This is a genomic window from Methanolobus sp. (assembly GCF_016278365.1).
Taxonomy (GTDB): domain Archaea; phylum Halobacteriota; class Methanosarcinia; order Methanosarcinales; family Methanosarcinaceae; genus Methanolobus.
The window spans coordinates 147886-167987 of the sequence record NZ_JADQBZ010000002.1 but is presented as its reverse complement, the minus strand read 5'-3'; the positions used below and the strand labels follow the sequence as shown (position 1 = coordinate 167987).

The 20102-nt window shown below is 39.9% G+C and carries 14 protein-coding genes and 1 pseudogene; 9 read left to right on the top strand and 6 right to left on the bottom strand.

What is annotated here, in order from left to right:
• The first annotated feature begins 79 nt into the window (after positions 1–79).
• Positions 80–6700, top strand: coding sequence for a PAS domain S-box protein (locus QZZ22_RS00900; RefSeq protein WP_292461697.1), 6621 nt, complete (start codon positions 80–82; stop codon positions 6698–6700).
• A 181-nt stretch (positions 6701–6881) separates the two neighbouring features.
• Here QZZ22_RS00900 and QZZ22_RS00895 read toward each other — a convergent pair whose 3' ends face one another.
• Together QZZ22_RS00895 and QZZ22_RS00890 are read right to left on the bottom strand one after the other, a co-directional pair.
• On the bottom strand, positions 6882–7256 hold the full coding sequence (locus QZZ22_RS00895; protein WP_292461695.1) for a transcriptional regulator: 375 nt from the start codon (positions 7254–7256) through the stop codon (positions 6882–6884).
• Positions 7257–7528: 272 nt separating this feature from the next.
• Positions 7529–8419: a transposase gene (locus QZZ22_RS00890; RefSeq protein WP_292461693.1), complete on the bottom strand. Its 891-nt coding sequence runs from the start codon at positions 8417–8419 to the stop codon at positions 7529–7531.
• Here QZZ22_RS00890 and QZZ22_RS00885 point away from each other — a divergent pair.
• A pseudogene (locus tag QZZ22_RS00885) lies at positions 8391–8753 on the top strand (transposase); the annotation flags it as partial. The gene QZZ22_RS00890 and the pseudogene QZZ22_RS00885 sit on opposite strands and share 29 nt — an antisense overlap.
• Before the next feature lie 58 nt (positions 8754–8811).
• A protein-coding gene (locus QZZ22_RS00880) for an IS1 family transposase (RefSeq protein ID WP_292461690.1) occupies positions 8812–9494 on the top strand; the annotation gives its coding sequence in 2 pieces (ribosomal slippage) (positions 8812–9055 and positions 9055–9494; 684 coding nt in all).
• 151 nt (positions 9495–9645) lie between these two features.
• Here QZZ22_RS00880 and QZZ22_RS00875 read toward each other — a convergent pair.
• Complete coding sequence (locus tag QZZ22_RS00875) at positions 9646–10551, bottom strand: hypothetical protein (RefSeq protein ID WP_292461688.1); 906 nt, start codon at positions 10549–10551, stop codon at positions 9646–9648.
• Between the two features lie 293 nt (positions 10552–10844).
• Here QZZ22_RS00875 and QZZ22_RS00870 point away from each other — a divergent pair, with 293 nt between their 5' ends.
• Together QZZ22_RS00870 and QZZ22_RS00865 are read left to right on the top strand one after the other, a co-directional pair.
• Positions 10845–12155 carry an ATP-binding protein gene (locus tag QZZ22_RS00870; RefSeq protein ID WP_292461687.1) on the top strand — a complete coding sequence of 437 codons (1311 nt, stop codon included), beginning with the start codon at positions 10845–10847 and terminating at the stop codon, positions 12153–12155.
• 346 nt (positions 12156–12501) lie between these two features.
• The gene (locus QZZ22_RS00865; RefSeq protein ID WP_292461685.1) at positions 12502–12669 is read left to right on the top strand and encodes a hypothetical protein; all 168 of its coding nucleotides are present in this window, start codon (positions 12502–12504) and stop codon (positions 12667–12669) included.
• A 111-nt stretch (positions 12670–12780) separates the two neighbouring features.
• On the opposite strand, the gene QZZ22_RS00860 is transcribed toward QZZ22_RS00865, so the two are convergent.
• Positions 12781–13107 carry a transposase gene (locus QZZ22_RS00860; RefSeq protein WP_292462169.1) on the bottom strand — a complete coding sequence of 109 codons (327 nt, stop codon included), beginning with the start codon at positions 13105–13107 and terminating at the stop codon, positions 12781–12783.
• Positions 13108–13198: 91 nt separating this feature from the next.
• The gene (locus tag QZZ22_RS00855; protein ID WP_292461683.1) at positions 13199–13477 is read right to left on the bottom strand and encodes a transposase; all 279 of its coding nucleotides are present in this window, start codon (positions 13475–13477) and stop codon (positions 13199–13201) included.
• 115 nt (positions 13478–13592) lie between these two features.
• Here QZZ22_RS00855 and QZZ22_RS00850 point away from each other — a divergent pair, with 115 nt between their 5' ends.
• Positions 13593–15185 carry a BCCT family transporter gene (locus tag QZZ22_RS00850; protein WP_292461681.1) on the top strand — a complete coding sequence of 531 codons (1593 nt, stop codon included), beginning with the start codon at positions 13593–13595 and terminating at the stop codon, positions 15183–15185.
• On the top strand, positions 15182–15661 hold the full coding sequence (locus tag QZZ22_RS00845) for a hypothetical protein (protein ID WP_292461679.1): 480 nt from the start codon (positions 15182–15184) through the stop codon (positions 15659–15661). Before QZZ22_RS00850 ends, QZZ22_RS00845 begins: the two co-directional genes overlap by 4 nt.
• A 65-nt stretch (positions 15662–15726) precedes the next feature.
• Here the strand turns inward: QZZ22_RS00845 and QZZ22_RS00840 are convergent, their stop codons facing one another.
• A complete protein-coding gene (locus QZZ22_RS00840; RefSeq protein WP_292462167.1) occupies positions 15727–18624 on the bottom strand; it encodes a NosD domain-containing protein in 2898 nt (965 codons plus the stop codon).
• A gap of 264 nt (positions 18625–18888) precedes the next feature.
• Here QZZ22_RS00840 and QZZ22_RS00835 point away from each other — a divergent pair, with 264 nt between their 5' ends.
• Both QZZ22_RS00835 and QZZ22_RS00830 read left to right on the top strand, forming a co-directional pair.
• Positions 18889–19389 carry a universal stress protein gene (locus QZZ22_RS00835; RefSeq protein WP_292461678.1) on the top strand — a complete coding sequence of 167 codons (501 nt, stop codon included), beginning with the start codon at positions 18889–18891 and terminating at the stop codon, positions 19387–19389.
• Entirely contained in the window at positions 19373–20062 is a 690-nt protein-coding gene (locus tag QZZ22_RS00830) for a DUF1538 domain-containing protein (protein WP_292461675.1), read from the top strand. The genes QZZ22_RS00835 and QZZ22_RS00830 overlap by 17 nt, the downstream gene beginning before the upstream one ends.
• Positions 20063–20102: the final 40 nt, after the last annotated feature.

Sequence of the window (20102 nt, the reverse complement as noted above, 5' to 3'; positions counted from 1 at the left end):
GAATATTTGATCGCTGAACAGATCCTATAGAAAGAAATCGCTTGCCAGCTAAGCAGGAAGAAAGTAAATGTGCAAAAAAATGGAATTCAATAATCAAGAGGAAACCTTCTTGTCAGTACATCACCGTGAAACACTAGAAGGGAAGGAGGCAGAACAATTTGCACTGCATTATAGAGATGCTATTGCTACCCTTCTTGAAGCTATTCCAAATCCTGTGTTCTTTAAAGATTCTGAGGGAAGGTATATTGGTTGCAATAAAGCCTTTGAAGAATTAATGGGGCTTAAGCATGCTGAGATAATAGGTAAGACCGTCTATGATATTTCCCCAAGAGAAATTGCGAATAAATATTCCGAAATGGATGATGCTCTATATAGGAATCCTGGAAAGCAACATTATGAATGGAAAATAAAAGATGGAAAAGGAAATATTAGAGATGTAATCTTTGATGAATCAACAATAGAGGATCCTGATGGCACCATTAAAGGTATCGTTGGCGTGATCTCTGATGTCACAAAGAATAAAGCAGCTGAAAAGAGCTTGATTCAAAAAACGGATATGCTTGACCATATACTGGATGCACTTACCCATCCTTTTATGGTCATCGATGCTAAAGACCATACCATTAAACTTGCAAACTCCTTTGCCAAAAACCATTACTATATAAAAGTAGACAGCAAATGCTACGAAGCAAGCCATGGACTTTCTAAACCCTGCAGTGACTCGGATCATCCGTGCCCTCTGGAAGAAATCAGACGAACAGGAAAACCTGTAAAACTAGAACATATTCATCTCGGAGCAGATGACACACCTGTATATGTAGAGATCAATGCCTATCCTCTCTTTGATGAAGAAGGAAATCTTGAAAGTATAATCGAATATTCCATAGACATTACAGAGCGAAAACAGATCATGCAGGAGCTACAAAAAAGTCGTGAGCAGTTCATGCTGGCAGTCAATGGCTCCAATGACGGTATATGGGATTGGGATATGCGGAATAATTCATTATACCTCTCTCCACAATGGAAGCAGATGATAGGGTATGATGACTCAGAGCTGCCCAATCAGTTATCCAGTTTTGAAGACAGATTGCATCCGGAAGATAAAGCACGTGTCCAAGATTACCTTCATAGTTATTTGAATGGAAAATTTCCTGCATACAGCATTGAATTCAGACTCTTGCACAAAGATGGCTCATACATATGGGTTCTGGCAAGAGGAGAAGCACTCAGAGATGAAAACGGGATTGCATATCGCATGGCTGGCTCCCATACAGATATAACTGAAACAAAGAAGTTTCAAGAAGAGCTTCTTCTTAGGGAGAAACGACTGAAAAGCCTTGTTGAAATCCTGCAGTTCCGACATGATTCGGTTCAGGAGTGTCTTGACTTTGCCCTTAACAAAGCAATAACTCTTACAGACAGCAAATTTGGTTATATCTATTATTACAGCGAAGCAAGAAAAGAGTTCACTCTGAATACGTGGTCAAAATGCGTAATGAAAGAGTGTGAGATTGCTAACCCACAGACGGTTTACAGCCTGGATGATACAGGTATCTGGGGAGAAGCTGTCAGGCAGCGCAAGTCTATCATAATAAATGATTTCATTGCCCCCAACCCTCTAAAAAAAGGATATCCTCAGGGACATGTTGGACTTCACAGATTTATGACGGTGCCCATTTTCAGAAATAATAAGATAGTGGCCGTTGTAGGGGTTGCAAACAAGGATTCAGCTTACGAGGAAGTAGATGAGCTACAGCTAACTTTGCTTATGGACTCTGTGTGGAATATAGTAGGGCAGATAGGTGCTGAAGAAGCGATGCACGAGAGTGAGAATAAATATCGCGGCCTCTTTGAGAACGCCCTCAGTGGTGTTGCAATTCATAAAATGATCTTGGATGAGCATGATAAACCCATTGATTATGTATTTTTGGAAGCAAATGAAGCCTTTGAGAAACATACAGGGCTTAAAGTTGAGGATGTTATTGGAATATGTGCGAGTGAGGTTATTCCAGGCATAGAGAAAACTTCTTTTATTGAGGTATATGGTGATGTTGCACTTAATGGAAAACCAGCCAATTTTGAAACATTCTCTGAGCCATTAAAGCGATACTACAGCATTAGTGCTTATCAGGTAGAAAAAGGAATCTTTGTGACGGTCTTCCAGGACATTACTGAACGCAAAAACGCAGATGAATTGCTAAAGGAAAGTGAGCAGCGTTTCAGAAGGCTAGCAGAAAATGCTGAAGATCTGATATATCGCTATGAGTTCTCTCCTACAAGAAGGTTTACATATGTTAGCCCAGCTTCAACCAGAATCACAGGACATACACCTGAAGATCATTATGAAGATCCAGACCTCGGGTTTAAATTAGTGCATCCAGATGATGCTCATGTACTTGAATCCTTATTCAAAGAAGAGTTAAATGATCGAAAGACTGTAACATTGCGTTGGGTAAGAAAAGACGAGCAGACTATTTGGGTAGAACAAAAGAATTTTTTCATTTATGATGATAATGGAAATCTACTTGCTTTGGAAGGTATAGCCAGAGATATCACTGAGCGTAAGAGAAGTGAAGCTTACCACGAGATGGGAATTGAGGTTTTGCGTATCCTCAATGAACCAAGTGATATGTATGATTCAATGAGAGAAATCGTCTCCACTTTGAAAAAGCTTACTGGAGTAGACGCAATAGGCATTCGCCTGAAGGAAGGGGATGATTATCCATATATCGCAAGTGACGGATTCCCGGCTGATTTTTTGGGCTTGGAAAACTCGTTGGTCTTACGTAACCAGGAAGGAGGTCTCTGCAGGGACTGTAACGGCATTATTATGCTAGAATGTACATGTGGCCTGGTTATTTCAGGTAAAACAGATCCTTTCAACTCTCTTTTTACGCGAGGTGGAAGCTGTTGGACTAACGACTCCTTCCCTCTTCTTGATCTTTCAGCCGAACAGGACATTCGCTTGCATCCACGCAACGAATGTGTTCATCAAGGATATGCCTCTGTAGCACTTGTGCCTATTCGAATGAAAAACGAGATTGTGGGTCTGATTCACTTTGCTGATTACCGGAAAGGATGCTTCTCGTCTGAAGCTATAGAGCAGCTTGAAGATATTGCTTCTCATATTGGAGAAGCTTTAATGCGCCATGTTGCGGAAGAGGAGCAAAGGAAAAGCGAGGAGAAATACCGTTTACTTTCAGATGTGTCTTTTGAAGGCATCGTTATACACGAGAATGGTATAGCTCTTGAAGTTAATGAGGCAATGGTTCGCATAACAGGTTATGCGCCTGAGGAATTGCTAGGGCAAAATATTACACCAATTATTTTCCATCCTGATGATCATGTTCTTCTCATACAGAAAGTGCAAGAAAAATCTACGAAACCATATGAAGTGCGTTGTGTAAGAAAAGACGGGACAATCGTACCTGTTGAAGTAGAAAGTTTGAATCTCATGCACAATGGGCGACATATGCGCGTTTCAGCAATACGTGACATAACTGAGAGAAAGAAGAACGAAGAAGCCCTAACTATTAGTAATTTGTATAATCAATCGTTAATTGCAGCTATTCCTGACTTGATATTTGTGCTGGATAAGAGAGGAGTATTCATTGATTACAAAGCAGCAGATGACGAAGATCTGGCAATGCCTAAAAAACAATTTTTGAACAAGACTATCTTTGATGTGTTTCAAAGTGAACTGGCTATCAAAATGAAAGAGACCATCGATAGGGTTCTTATTGAGCAAATTACTAAAACCATTGAGTATCACCTCCTTATCGAAGGTGAGATCAGGTATTTTGAGTGCAAAATGGCCTCTTTTGGGAAAGATAAAGTAATCTCTATAGTTCGAAACATAACTGATCGTAAAAAAGCAGAAGAAAAGATTGAAAATAAAAACTCTCTCTTAGAAGGGCTTCTTGATTCAATACCAGACATAATCTTTTTCAAAGATCTAAAAGGCACATATATGGGATGCAATCCTGAATGTTCAAGGTTCATGGGCAGAGAAAAGAGCCAGATAATAGGCAAAACGGACTATGAGATCTTCAGTAAGGAACTTTCAGAATCTTTCCGAGGAAATGATTATATTGTGCTCATGGAAGGAAAGGCCAGGCACAATGAAGAATGGGTTAATTACCCTGACGGCAGAAAAGTCTTGCTTGATATGATCAAGGCGCCCCTGAAAAACTCTAAAGGGGAGACAGTCGGGCTGGTAGGCGTCGGACGTGATATGACTTCTGATTGGCAGGTAGAACAAATCATAACGGAACTGAATCACTTGAATCAGTCAACTCTTGATTCCCTTGATGCAAATATTTGTGTATTGGATGAAACAGGAACTATTATCAAAACAAATAAATCATGGAAGGATTTTGCTATTGAGAACTCAGCTGATCTTGAAAAGGTCAGTGAAGGAACAAATTATATTCAGATTGCAAAAAACTCAGTTGGCGAAGATAGTGATTTAGGTCGGCTGTTCGCAAAAGGGATAGAAGATGTAATGGCAGGGGTGAGTGAGGAATTTAATCTTGAATATCCATGTGACTCCCCTGAAGAAAGTAGGTGGTTTATAGGAAAAGTTCGGCCTTTCGAAGGTACAGATTCTTTTCCACGTAAGGTCGTAGTGTCGCATACCAATATCACAGAGCGTAAGATTGCTGAGAAAAAACTGAAGGAATATGCATCTAACATTACCAGAAAAAATCTGGAATTAGATAGAGCTCTTCTAAAAGCAGAGGAAGCTACCAGAGCAAAAGGGGAGTTTCTGGCCAACATGTCTCATGAGATACGCACGCCCATGAATGGTGTGATCGGCATGACCAGTCTGCTTGCGGAAACTCAACTTAGCGAAGAGCAGCAACATTATGTTGAAACGATACAGATCAGCGGAGAATTGTTGCTAAATCTAATAAACGACATATTGGATTTCTCGAAGATAGAAGCTGGCAAATTGGAACTGGAAGTTCTGGATTTCAATTTGGGTGATATGCTTGATGACTTTGCTTCAATGCTGGCTGTAAAGGCCCACGGTAAAGGATTGGAATTCATCTGCGCATCTGACCCAGATGTTCCTGTTAATATCAGAGGAGATCCCAGTCGTTTACAGCAGATATTGATGAATTTAACTGGGAACGCGATCAAATTCACCGAAAATGGTGAAATTGTTGTGCGTGTAAGCCTTGAGTCAGAAACAGACTCTGAAGCCATGTTGAGATTTTCAGTCAAGGATACTGGAATTGGCATTTCTGCAGATAAAATAGGGTCTCTTTTTGATAGTTTCTATCAAGTAGATGCATCCATCACCCGGAAGTATGGCGGTACAGGTCTTGGTCTTGCTATCTCTAAACAACTTGTGGAGATGATGGGTGGAAAGATAGGTGTGATCAGTGACAAAGGAGCAGGATCTGAGTTCTGGTTCATAATTCCTTTTGTTAAGCATTTAGGCATCAAACCACTAAACAGCTCAATGTATTGCATAAAGGATGCACGTATACTCATAGTGGATGACAATGCAACAAATCGTGAAATACTGAAAGTTTGGCTTTTGTCGCGAGGAGCTAAAGTAAGCGAAGCTCATAGTGGAACTACAGCATTACAAGAGCTTTATCAAGCACATGAAGACAATAATCCATTCGATATAGCACTTCTCGATATGCAAATGCCAGGAATGGATGGTATTACTCTTACCAATGTGATCAAATCTGATGAAAAACTTAAAGGTATTCCCCTTATGATGCTGACGTCACTTGGGAAATGGCCAGACTCTGATCATTTTGATAAAAGCAAGTTCACTGCCTTGATTAGCAAGCCAGTCAATCATACAGAGCTACTCGATAAAGTAGCATCCGCTCTCAAAAGAGATCAGGATCCACAAGAACCGCCTTCACTTGCTTCGAAGACAGAATCCTCTGAAAGAGTAAAAAGTCTAAGGTTCTTACTGGCTGAGGATAATATTGTAAATCAGAAAGTCGCTCAAAGCATGCTTAAGAAAATAGGCCACAAAGTAGATACGGTAGCCAATGGAAAAGAGGCAATCAAAACACTTGAAATGATTCCCTACGACCTGGTGCTCATGGACGTGCAAATGCCTGAGATGGATGGTATTGAGGCCACAAGGATAATAAGGGATACCAGTTCTTCCGTTCTTAACCATGAAATACCCATCATTGCAATGACAGCACATGCTATTGATGGTGACAGAGAACGCTTTATTAACGCAGGGATGGATGATTACATTGCAAAACCGGTTTCAATGCAATCGCTTTTAACATTGATCAAGAAGTGGTCAAATAAATTATATGGAGAGAAAAGCGAGGTTTGCATCGCTTCTAAACAAAATCAACAATCGGGTATGCCTATTTTTGATAAGGAAGCGTTTATGGAGAGAATTGATGGCGATATTGAACTGGCACGTCATCTTTTCACTACGTACATAAAGCATGCACCGCAGCATATAAGAGCTCTGAGAGCAAGTATTGAATGTGAAAATGCCGAGGATACCGGTAACTATGCGCACCAGATAAAAGGTTCCTCAGCGAACCTCGGTGGTATGGTTTTAAGTAGCATTGCATGCGAAGTTGAAGAAGCAGCAAGATCAGGCAATGTAGTGGAAATGACAGACCTGATGGTTAAATTGGAAAAACAATACGAATTATTCATAAAACACTTGGAGGACTTCTCAACGACTACCGACTGAAGTCGGTAGTCATTGACAGGCTGTATGACAAGTCAAGTTCATCGGAAGAACAAAGAAAAAGGCATTGACTCTTTTAAATGGGAAAATAAGGAGTTTTTATATTAATGCCAGTAATTGTCGGACAACCTGTTTAGTCGTGGTCAATTGGCAGTTCTTGATAAGGAAATATGATTATCGGCTTTCAAGTTCTTTCTTTCAATTTTGCGATAATCTTTAAATTTTCGTGTTGTTCCCTGAGGATTTGCTTCTCAAGTGTTTTGATGATTGTTTTCAACGGATATTTCAGTTTATAAAGATTATGTGGTCTGCCTTTCTGCTCAACAAATGGATCCTTCTGTACACTTACCCAATCCATCTTCCTGAGGTCACGCATTGTATTACTTACTTCGGGTTGACAAAGACCAGTCACCTTTTCGATCTCAGACGATTTCAGTTCTTTCCGACCAGCAAGCGCGACGATCACTAGTGCGTGAGATCTTCTAACTTTGATAGTCTGTAGTATTTTGACTACATTGTATTCTTTTTCGTTCAGCTTTTGTAGAGGTTCTTCTTGCATCTAATCACTCAGACTAAATGTATCTATATTATTATAATTATAATATTGTGCTTTAATATAATTCTATCCCTTCCAAACAAAGCAAGTTTGCGGGGTTTTGGCAAAGTGGAATTGCGCTGGAAAAACAAAAACGAGGGGATGGTATGATACAGGAGCGCCCAAAAGCGCGTAGGGCGTCCGAATCATACATGAGCACAGAAGTCATTATTTTATGAGTATATATTGATTTTGTAAGCATAGTGGAAGTAGCAGGCACTGACATACTCCCACGACTAAAGTGCGTGGGGTTCTACGGTTAATTGCTTTCTAATTATTGCTGCTTTGGGGATGCCAGTATCCCCCTTCACAACATCACTTTCTGTTGTGAATAGAATGATGTTTGGAGATAATGCGATATTGAAAGCTGCATTAATGTCCGCATGTTCAACGTGTCCACATGAAGGACACTCAAAGTTTTTGCCATTTCTGTTCCCTATATGACCGCATCTGCTACATGATTGAGAAGTGTATGCAGGGTCGGTATAAGCGATAGGAACTCCAAGTAGTTTGGCTTTGTACTCTATCATCATTTGGAGTTGATAGAAAGACCAACTATTCATGGAATAACGGAATAATTTTGCTTGTTTCTTGTTCTTACGGATACCCTTGAGTTCTTCGAGCTTAATTCCGTAGCCATTTTCAAAGGCATTCTCCACAATTTTTTTACTAATTTTGTGATTAATGTCTCGAAAGATTCTACTTTCACGGTTTTTAAGTTGTTTCACCTTTCTATACTTACCTCTTTTTTGGAGATTTTTGCGGATATGTTTGTATTTTTCATGAATATGTTGTCCTGATCTACCGAGCTTCATTATCTTTCCAGTATCAGGAGATGCTACTACTGCTATATGTCCTGTGGTGTTACGGTCTAATCCTAGCCATTTTGCAGCTTCGTATTCGGAGTTTTCTTCGTGTGTCACTGAAACATAGAGGTATTCGTTATCTACTTCAATCTGGTTGATAGTATCGAAGTGGATAGGGATTTCATGTCTAAGTTCAAGTTTCAATGATGTTATTTTAATAACCTGTGTCGTTGGGTCGGGCAGCGTAACTAATTTTCTGTAAAATACAATAGTCCTATACCTCTTAGAATAATTGGACAAACTAAGAAGGCACAGGACCACGAATCTATATGACCTATTAGAAGATTATTTTGTCGATAGAGAAGATGCTGTAAGAACTCTTATAACTTGGTTCTTGAACCAGGTTATGGAAGTTGAGGCCTTACAACAATCAGGTGCGGGAAAATATGAACGTAGTGAGAAACGAAAAGCTCAGCGTAATGGTTACAAAGAGCGATCTCTTACAACCAGGCATGGAAAGCTGGAATTACTGAAACCTCAGTTACGTGATGTTCCATTTACGATACAAGTCTTTGAAAGATATTCACGAACAGAGAAGGCATTAGAGAATGCTATTGTAGAATCATATCTTCAGGGAGTATCGACACGTAAAGTAAAAATATCGGCATTGGTAAGCATATATAGTTATGTACTATGATATCTTACATTAAAGCGTGAATTGTCCCAAGTGCAATAGCTTTAATAATAAAAAGAACGGTAAAATCAAAGGACTCCAACGCTATCAATGCCATGAATGTAGATACAATTATACAGTAGAACTTAAGTCTACTGCCTTTCATCCCTCCGTTAAACGACAAGCTTTACAGCTATATCTGGAAGGATTAGGATTCCGTTCAATAGGACGTTTTTTAGGAGTAAGTCATGTTTCTGTTCAAAATTGGATAAAGGCATTTGGACAGAATTAGAGGATCTAAAAAGTGAAAACGAGATAGAGATCGTTGAGTTAGACGAGATGCATACTTATATTGGAAACAAAAAAAATATTGTTGGATATGGATTGCTGTTGATAGAGCTGGGAAAAAAATTCATCAACTGCTCTTTTGGTAGCAGGGGAACCAAAACAGGACAAAAGCTCTGGAAAAAACTAGAGAAAAAGGAGATAGGGAGAGTGATGACTGATAACTGGAAAGCATATGCAGAGTTTCTTCCAGATGAGGTTCATACACGATCCAAAGCAGAAACCTATACAGTGGAAGGATATAACAGCATATTCAGGCACTTTCTGGCAAGACTGCGAAGAAAAACAAAATGTTATACCAAGAGTCTTGGAATGCTAAAACACTCTGTTCTTCTTTTGATGAAGTATAGAAATAATGAACTAACTATACTTAATTAACAATGCCAAATCATAATATTTTGGTGAATCAATGCCTTTCAAAAAAGAAAAAATGTAATTAAGACGCAGGTTTTATTCCGTAGTCTTCAACTTCTACGAGATGCCGTCCGGGTATTGTGCCTGATGAAGCTGCGCTTGAAGATGTTGTTGATTATGCTTTTCGGATTCCTGTCCATCCACCGTTCCATGCTGAACTGTCTGAGCCGTATCTCCAGTTTCCTTCCAATGAATTACCGTCACTGCTTAATTTAAGTTCTACATCACCTGCGTCGTTAGGAGCTGAATATGAAGGACTTTCGGACCAGGTACCTATAAATACATCGCCGTTTACAACACCTTCAATTTTTCCTTGATCGTATGTGTATTCACCAATTATCTTAGTTCCTGATTGTGTGATCGTCATATCTCCCCAATTTGTTGACCATTCTCCTACAAAGCTGTATGATGTGCTTTCAGATATGAATCCACTTTGTGGACTTGGTACGTTTCCTGTTGTTACTGTATTATTACTGCCTGTTTTTGTACCTTCCAGCAGTTCCAATGGTATTGAAACCGTTTCTCCATCTATTATCTCAAAGTCCACTGATTCTTCCACATTTACTCCGCTTATTATCACTCTGTAGTTTCCAATCGGCCAACCATCATCTGGCTTCTCGAGTATGAACGTCCCACGTCCAAAGTCTTCACCTGTCTCTGATTCGAAGGTGTGGATAGAGTAATCAGTATCAAGGTAGATCCATTCTACAGTTATTTTGTCGTAATTGAAATTGTCGTAGATGAACCATACATACAAATCTTCAGAGTCCTTTGAATATTTGAGTACCTTATCCACAGGTATGAAGTTTTGTGTTGATGATGTCATCATTACTTCAAGGAGTCTTGGTTCACCTGTGGCTGTCATATCACCATATTTTTCAGTGACGGCTTCAACTATCTGTTGCTCTTCTTCAGTTGTTCCGAAGCTTCCAGGCTTATATGAGTCACTTATGTCTGTACATCCCGAAAGCGCAATTATCGTTATCAAGAGGAATATTGTCACCAATGGTTTTGATTTCATTTTTACTATTCATCCTTTTATATTACCTATTTTATCATTATATTGTATCACTCACTTATTATTTAAACTTTTAATGAATAGTTCATTTGTTGAATAATCGCTCTTTTTTATTTGACAAATTGTATGGATATCTTCAAGCCGTTCTGCATTAGCAATCTCTTTTCAAGATCCGATATTTCTTATTGAACTTGTTACCGTTAGAATATACGTATGTCAAGTATGCTAGACAAAATTGTATGTTCTTGTCTAGTATAATCGATGGATTTATAAGTAAAAATGATTGATGGTTCTATATGGATACACGAGAGAAACTAAGAAGTGCTATTATCGACTGGCAGGGGAGAACACTACCCCCGCTGCAGGGGCGCAGGTACGAACTTAATATCGACGTACCTCACGTAAATGACATAGTGGGTGTCAGAAGATGCGGTAAAACCTATTATATGTACCAGTTGATCTCAAAGCTCATCGACAGAGGTGTACCAAAGGGCAATATCCTGTACCTAAACCTCGATGATGACAGACTGCAGCCATTGAAAGGGGATGAGCTACAATTGCTGATAGAAACTTTCCGTGAAATGCAGGAAATATCTGAAGAGGACCGATTATACCTTTTCCTGGACGAGATCCAGAACTTTCCGTTATGGGAGAGGTGGGTTAAAGGAATATATGACAGGAAGCAAAATGTGAAGATGGTCATCAGTGGTTCCAATGCTTCCCTGTTATCCCAGGATATATCCACACTGCTTACCGGAAGGCATCTCAGTACTAGGATGTTTCCTTTCAGTTTTGCAGAGTTCCTTGATTTTCACAAGATCAAGTACGACCTGAAAACGCTTCCTTACTCTGAAGACAAGGCAATGATGAAACGCATGTTCAATGAGTACCTGGAAAAAGGAGGATTCCCTGAAACGATCGTCTACCCATCAGTCCGACACCGTGAAACACTGCAGTCCTACTTTGATGACATAATCCACCGTGATATAATCGCAAGACATAGCGTCCGCAATCCCCTTATATTCAGGGATCTGGCGCTCTTCTGCATCTCCAACATCGCAAAGCCACATACTTATAACTCCCTCAGGCGTTTGTTTTCCAGTTATTCCTCCCTCAGTACGGATACAATAATAGATTATATTGCATACCTTGAGGATGCATTCCTGCTCTTCAGCGTTACACATTTTGATGAATCCCTGAAGCAGCAGATGAACAAACCAAGGAAACTCTATTGCATTGACACAGGTATGATCAACGCCGTATCCTTTAAACTGTCCTCGGATACAGGAAGGTTATATGAGAATATGGCCTTTCTCCATATTCTACGCTCTGGAAGTGAGGTCTACTACTGGCAGAACCAGAAGGGACTTGAGGTTGACTTTGTAATTAAGGAAGGTATTGACCCCGTCAGACTGATCCAAGTCTGCTCAGATTTATCCAGCCCGGAAACAAAAGAACGTGAGATAAGTGGTCTCCTGGCAGGAATGAAAAACTTCAGGATAAAAGAGGGAACTATCATCACAGCAGATATCTTTGGCGAAGAGAAGGTTGATGGTGGGAAGATCAAGTATGTGCCTTTGTGGTACTGGTTGCTTGAGGCGCGCTGAAGGGGATAGTCAATCATATTCAAGATTTTGAGTCTCCACTTATCTCCTGATTTCCCAGTTCTTCATGTAAATCTCCATCATTTGTCATCGGTTAACGAATTTTATCACGTTGGAGTAAAAAGACCACCCAATTTAATGTCGCATTAAATCATAGGTTTAATGGGAGTTCCATTTCGAAGAAATGGGACCGGTGGATGAATTACGTCCAGTTGTATTTGAAAGGTGTCTGGAATCGTATACATGGTCAAACATTAAATATATATGCTATCAACTAGCAAAAATACTTTGCGTATGTTAAGAGCCTACAAATATCGATTATATCCACGTAGATCATAGATAGATTTCTTTGAGAAACAGTTTGGTACGTGGAGGTTCATCTATAAACTGGGCATTGAACTTGAAGAGTACAGCTTACACGGATGAGAACCGATCCATAAGTAAGAATGAGCTCAAGAACATGCTTCAGGGTCTTAAGTCCCAATACAACTGGTTAAAAGATGAGCCTATTTCCTAACCTCTCTGAACCCTCTTTTCCAGCACAGCATGAAACATGCAATATCCAATAGTCCTTTGAACACTATGCTAAGTCTTTCATACCTAGTCACTAATTTTCTAAATCACATTTTCAACCATGCAAAAATCGTTCTATTGCTCTTCTTTTAGCATAAGTTTTTGGATTGAATCTTGTAGGTCTTCCTCTTTTCCTTGTTTTCGTGTTCCTGGGATTTATGGGAATGTTGCTTTGTATTCCTCTAGACCTTAAATGTTGTCTTATATCAACATCATCGTAAGCTGCTTCCGCCAATACTTCCTGTGGTCTTGTTCTTGGTCTTCTGCTAGTCTTGATCCTTAGATCTTCCATAACTTCGATGAAATGTTGATTATCATAATCTTTTTCAGAGAATATTTGAAGGGTTAAAAGGAATCCTTCACAGCTTACACAGGCCTGGATCTTTACGCCTTTCCTTCTCTTGTGACCGTTGTATGCGCAATCTTCTCCCCTTTTTTTGTTTCGATGAAAGTACTATTAACACACGCAGTTTCTATAGATAATTACCATCTTGATAAGCGGAATCCCGTAGGGATTCCATGATCTTGTTCCATATTCCTTCTTCTGACCACTCTTTCAGTCTTCTCCATGCTGTAACACCAGAACCATATTGAGGTGGCATGTCTCTCCACCTGCAACCAGTTATCTGGACAAAGAGAATGCTATTGATGACCTTACGGTCGTCAGCTCTCTTTTTTCCAACAATGGGTTGTGGTGGTAAATGTGGTCTAATAAACTTCCATTGTTCATCAGAGAGTTCTCTGAATTCCATTAACATCCCCATAATACAAGTAGAAAAGAGGGTTTTTATAATTTTAAGGTGGGTTCAGTCGTAAATCTTTTGTAAGATATGTGCCTGCCCTTATACACTGTCATAGGAGTTCACCATGGATAAACTACACAACCCAGGCACAAACTCACAGGTATTTTATGTATCGGTGGTCTTAGTATTATCCTTTGTGTACATGGGAATATTTTTCACAGAAAAAGTATCAAATGCCTTCACGACTGTCCAGGACTTGATAGTTGTGAATCTAGGATGGTTCTATATTCTCTCAGTGGCATTTTTCTTAGGTTTTGTCATTTGGCTTTACTTCAGTCGCTATGGAACCATACGGTTGGGTAAAGAATCTGACAGACCTGAATACAAAGATGTAACATGGTTTGCAATGCTTTTCAGTGCGGGTATGGGTATAGGTCTTCTTTTTTACAGTGTTGCTGAACCTATTATCCATTTTTCCTCACCCAAAGAAGTTGCTTCAGGAAGCATTGAGGCAGCGGTCGAGGCCATGAATCTCACCTTTTTCCATTGGGGGCTTCATGCATGGGCTATCTATACAGTCGTGGGTCTTTCACTTGCTTATTTTTCATACAGACATGATATGCCACTGACCATTCGTTCTACAATGTATCCGATATTTGGCAATAGAATATATGGTGTACGGGGCAATATAGTGGAAATACTTGCCATATTTGGTACACTTTTTGGAGTTGCAACTTCTCTTGGCCTAGGTGTAATGCAAATCAACTCCGGCATGGACTACCTGGGCATATTATCAGTTTCTGCAAATAACCAAATATTCCTCGTTATATTCATAGCCTTGGCAGCTACGATTTCAGTTGCATCAGGTCTTGACCGCGGCATACGCATTTTAAGCCAGATGAACATATTGCTGGGGCTTGCACTGGTGCTTTTTGTTTTCGTGGTCGGTCCTTCGGCATTTCTACTAAGCTCTTATGTACAGAGCGTAGGTTACTATTTGCAACATGTCGTTGTTTTGACATTCCAGACAGACGCTTTCACTGGGATGGAATGGCAAAAAATGTGGACCATGTTCTATTGGGGTTGGTGGATCTCATGGTCTCCCTTTGTAGGTATGTTCATTGCCAGAATCTCTCGTGGCCGTACGATAAGAGAGTTCATCCGGGGTGCTCTCCTCGCTCCTGTAATAATCACCTTCATATGGATAATCGTCTTTGGCAACACTGCAATACATATCGAACTTTTCGGGAATGGTGGAATTGTTCAGGCCGTTGAAACAAGCATCCCTACAGCACTCTATGTACTGCTTGATGCATTACCAGGCTCCATGGTCAGTTCAGCTCTTGCCACTATTGTTGTCATGACATTCTTTGTAACCTCCTCTGATTCAGGTTCTCTTGTAATAGCCATACTCTCATCTGGAGGTGACCCCAGGCCTTCGATTTCCTTAAGGATTTTCTGGTCCCTTATCCAAGGAACGGTCGCAGCTGTCCTTTTGTTAACCGGAGGGCTTGTAGCCTTGCAGACGGCTGCACTTACAACAGCCTTGCCATTTTGTATAGTACTGATCTTGATGTGCTATAGTCTTTACAAAGGATTAGGCGCAGATAAAAACAGTCACGAAGCTGCGGAGCCTTTAGATGGTTTACCGGAAAATAAATCAAGTAAAAAGACCAAAGAACTAGTAGGAGAACTTTTTACTGGTAAAGGCAAATGAATGGGTGGAAAGGGAAACTGAGGAAGATCTTCCAGTTAGAAGAAAATGATTTGGAAGACATAACTACTCAAGAAACGAGTGTCAAGCTTGCAGAAGTTAACATAGGTTATTTTTTAAAAGATATAGTTGTCCCAGCCTATAATGACCTAAAGATGGAAATTGAAAAATATGGACGAATAGTCGTCATAGATATTGATGACTCAGGCTTGGGTTCTGCTTCCCTGACAGTGTATCTTCCTTCTGAAATCAAAACTGAGGAGCAGGTGGAAGAATTCTATTTCTTGATAGAAGGTAGAGCATATCAGAAAGCGGGTTTTGCCTTCCCAGAGCATGCCGATGAAAGTCTACCAAGGACACCTCAAGTGGAGATATCTATCAGAAATGGTAGTATCGGTGAACATGATATAGAGAATTTATCTAAAGATGATATTATCAAGACCTTCGTTGATGAATACTCTAAATGGATCAATTATTGACACCTTTTCTAGTACAAGCATAACATAAATAACTCTGCAGAAAACCTCCATAAAAAAGGAAGGGCTTAAAGCCCTCCATCCTTCTTTTTCTTAGTTCCATAGACAATTCCCAGGCCTATTACAAGCACAATTGCAACTACCCATGAAATGAACCCAAGTCCTTTTTCATCGGTGGATTCTTCAGCAGAGTTCCCTTCAGATGTGACTGTTTCGATAGTTTCTGAAGTTGGCTCGAATGAGGCTTCTTTTACAGGCTCAGCATCAGTCCCAAACAGTGCATAGAATGAAAAGTGACTTATCATTGCTGTTGCTCTGCCATTTTCCCAGTCAACTGTGGTTTCCAGGGCGATCCATCCATCCTCAGAGGTATAGGTATAGATTACAGGAGTCCTGCCTTCAAAGTCTTCCGGATTAAATTCCATAGTTATCATAACATCCTGGCTGAACGTGGTCCCGGACGGTTCAAACTTGAAGTAAAGTCCATGGTCTGTAGCATCTGCAGGAATTCCAGCTGGTCCATACGAGAAAGGTGTAACTCTTATAATGTTCACAGGGTTTCCGGAGACATCAATTGCTTTCGTTCCTTTGTAAAGAGTAAGTGTAGCGTCTGAGTTCTTTGATTTGACAACAGTGTCTTTTGTAATTTCTCCGTCATTAGTGATGGGAAGATCCGTTTTAGTTGAATCCTTAAGGCTTTGCGGAAGGCTGCCAGAACTACGGGGTGGCTCCGGATCCTTGAAGAGTGCCAGTGTAACCATTCCATAATACGGAGTTGGGGAATTAATGCCTATATCAAGTGAATCATATTCTGTAATGTATTGCCAGTCAAGGGCTGCTGCAACATAGTTCGCGTTTGTGTTCAAAGACGAATTTGGAATTGAGGTCCATTTGGTACCGTTCAACTGATAGAGTCTTATTGAAGATTCGCCATTACTGCTCATTCCAGAATCGTCATAAAGGAACTTAAATTCCAGCTTTGTGGGCAATACTATATTAATTTCAGCATCAACTGAGCTATAGCCAATATCTGGATCAATAACAGCGAGCATATCAATATAACCATTAACATTTGTCTTTCCTGGAAGAGACACATCACTGGATTCATTGCCGGATAAGAGCACAATACCCTCATCAACGGTGAAAGACATCTGCGCCTGATCTTTTATCAGCATTAGTTTTTCTACTTCTAGGTTATAAGATAATGCAGAGCAAAAGTCATATTGGTTATTGAATGCCATGTTTCTGGTTAACGTATTATTTTCACCTTCAACTACAAATATGCCGGAGCCGGGTAGTATAATCCTCGCACCGCCATTAATTGAAACGCTTTGTAGGCCGACATCCTCCCGAACTGGGTTCTTTCTACTAGCCGCCGTCCTGCTATGCAAAGTGTTCTCAAAAGTGGCAGGATATGAATTAATGGCTTCGGAGAAGAGATTGTCTAAGGAATTATCATTGGCATATTTGTTTGCCAGTATATTAGTTATTGAACTATCAATATGTGAATCATCTCCAAAAAGTGCTGTATCTATGTTCACACCTAAAGAGAGAAGGTCTCCATAGTAGTTGTCAGTGGCAAGATTATCTGTCAAGGTATTATTGTCGGATGAGGCTATCCAAATCCCGCCCAAACTGTTCTCATTAGCAGTGTTTCTTCTTAAGATATTATTGTCAGAGGAAACTACAGCAATACCTGTCCCAAGATTGCTGTCAGCACTATTATTGATCAAAGTGTTATTGTCGGATCCAGAAAGTAAAATACCTGCAGTTTCAATATGCTCAGAATCGAGACCACCATAGGTAACTATGTTGTTGGTCAGAGAGTTATTCTGTGAGTGGTCAATCCGTATCCCATTATGGTTACAGGCTGCGATGGTATTTTCATTTAAAGTACTGTCGTTAGATTCGTCGATGAAAATACCATTATCGTTAGAAAGCACAACGGTATTGCTGCTAAGAGTAGCATTATCTGATCTACCGATATAAATGCCCTCATCGCCGCAAAGAAGAATAATATTATTACTCAAAATACTGTTATGAGATTCAACCACATAAACGCCATCATAGTCGCACTGTAAAATGATATTGTCGCTCAATGTGTTGTTATTTGAGCCTATTAGAGATATACCGTAGCTGCTTGAGAATGTCGTAACATTTTCAATTCTGGAATTGTCTGTTTCTACAAATGCAACACCATCATAACCATGTGTCAATACAAGGTCCTTGACAGTTATATTGGTGGAATTGATAACATATACCTGGCCTGCATCGGAAGGTATTTTGGCATCTGCCATATCTACCCAGTAATAGATTGTCTTATTTTCGATGGTGTTATTTTCGACAACGTGAACAAAATTCTCTAATGCGGGACCATCAACACCAAAAGTTGTTAAGTGCGATTCAAATGTATTGTTGAGCATGGTATTGTTCATTGAACAGTCAAAGAATACACCCATTGAATTATTTAGAAATGTATTGTTGGCTATGAAGTTGTTGCCAGATTGATCAGTGACTAAAGCATCATAGAAGCCAAATATTTCATTATTAGTAATAGTGATACTTGAAACCGACTCCAATGAAATTCCATTGCGTCCTAAAAGCCCATCCTCAAATGTTTCAAGATCGCCTTCTATAGTAAATCCATTGATGGTGACGTTATTTACAGTTATTGTAATTAGGGTGTCGCTATCTGGATTAGCCTTTATGGTTGTGGTTTGTGATCCATTTTCAGAAATAAGTGTTATTCTCTTGTCAATAACCAGATCTTCTTCAGTGTATATTCCATCGCTTACAAGAATGATACTGCCATTATTTGCATTTGAAAGGGCGTCACTTATGTTTAAATGATCCTTCCCCTCCCCGACAGTCAAAGTAAGAGGCTCTGCGGAAGTTGTTGCGATGCAAGCTGATAGTATTAGGAAAAGTATCAGGCATTTTGATAAATAGTATTTCTTCGAGTTCATCTTTTCCACTTCAAGTTCTATAATATAATTATGTCTGTATAGGTTATATATTATAAAAAAGTACGGGGATAGAGTGTCCACCTATCGCTCTTCCAACGTTGGAAATACCTGGCCTTACATTTGTTTTCAGAAAGAGAGAATAAGTTATCTCTAATCGGCTCTGTAGAAATCCTCGTTTGAATGACATAGACGAATCTTCCCAAATTTAAAATTATCACTTAATTATATAAACCTTAAATACTAATCATCTAATGAGGCAGAGAGATGACCGCAAAGATAAAGAAAATATTGATAGCTACGGATGGTTCTGAGAAAGTAAAGAACGCAGTACATTGGGGTATAAAATTGGCACGTGAGAACGGAGCTAATGTCACTGCTCTCTATGTTCTGACACCTACCGGCTTCCTTCATTCAATGCGCGGTGATATGTGGGTTAAAGAATATTTTAACTATTTGAGAGAAGAAGGAAAAAAAGCTATTGAGCATGTAGTTGATATTGGCCTCCATGAAGAAGTAAAAGTGGACGCCATAATTATCAAAGATAAAAAACCTGTAGATGCAATTATCGATTTCGCAACAGAGAATGATATCGACCTTATTGTAATGGGTACACAAGGAAAAACAGGGGTCGAGCGTGCCTTACTTGGGAGTGTTGCAGAAAATGTTGTGCGATATGCAAAAAAACCAGTGCTTGTCATTCCAAGTAGTGAAAGCAAAGAGGCTGCCCCCATCAAGGAGACCCCATTTAATGCTGCAGGATTTTAAAGAAACATTCAAGGAGGTAGTCCAGGCTGTATTGCCCTTGACAGCAGCTGTGCTCCTGATCATGCTGGTCATTGGCCTTAATTCCGGTATGTTCCTCTCTTTCTTTACAGGGACTATAATGGTCATAGCAGGGATGGTCTTTTTCCTCATGGGTGTCAAGCTGGGGATGCTGCCTATCGGAGAATCCATTGGTTCCGAACTTCCAAAGCACAATTCTCTGATCTTCATTGTAGGAGTCGCCTTTTTACTGTCTTTCATGGCTACACTTGCAGAACCTGATGTAAGGGTGCTGAGCACAATGATTGATTCGGTGTCCGAGAATGGTATTTCCCGTAACGTACTGATCCTGTCCATTGCTCTTGGGGTAGGTTTCTTTGTATCGGTTTCCATGCTCAGGATAGTCTATGGTGTACCGATAAAGTACTTGCTGACAGCGGGTTATCTGATAGTTATTATGCTATCCTTTTTCACGAAACCCGAATATCTTGCAATAGCTTTTGATGCAGGGGGTGTGACCACAGGTCCTATGACCGTGCCTGTGACCCTGGCACTGGGCATAGGTGTAGTATCAGTACTGGGGGAAAAGTCTGAGCTGTCCGAAGGCTTCGGCTTGATTGGCCTTGCTTCAATTGGCCCAATACTAAGCGTAATGGTGATGGGGGTGCTCGCTTAACTTAAGTCTATAACTCGTTTTTTATATTATTCAACATAAT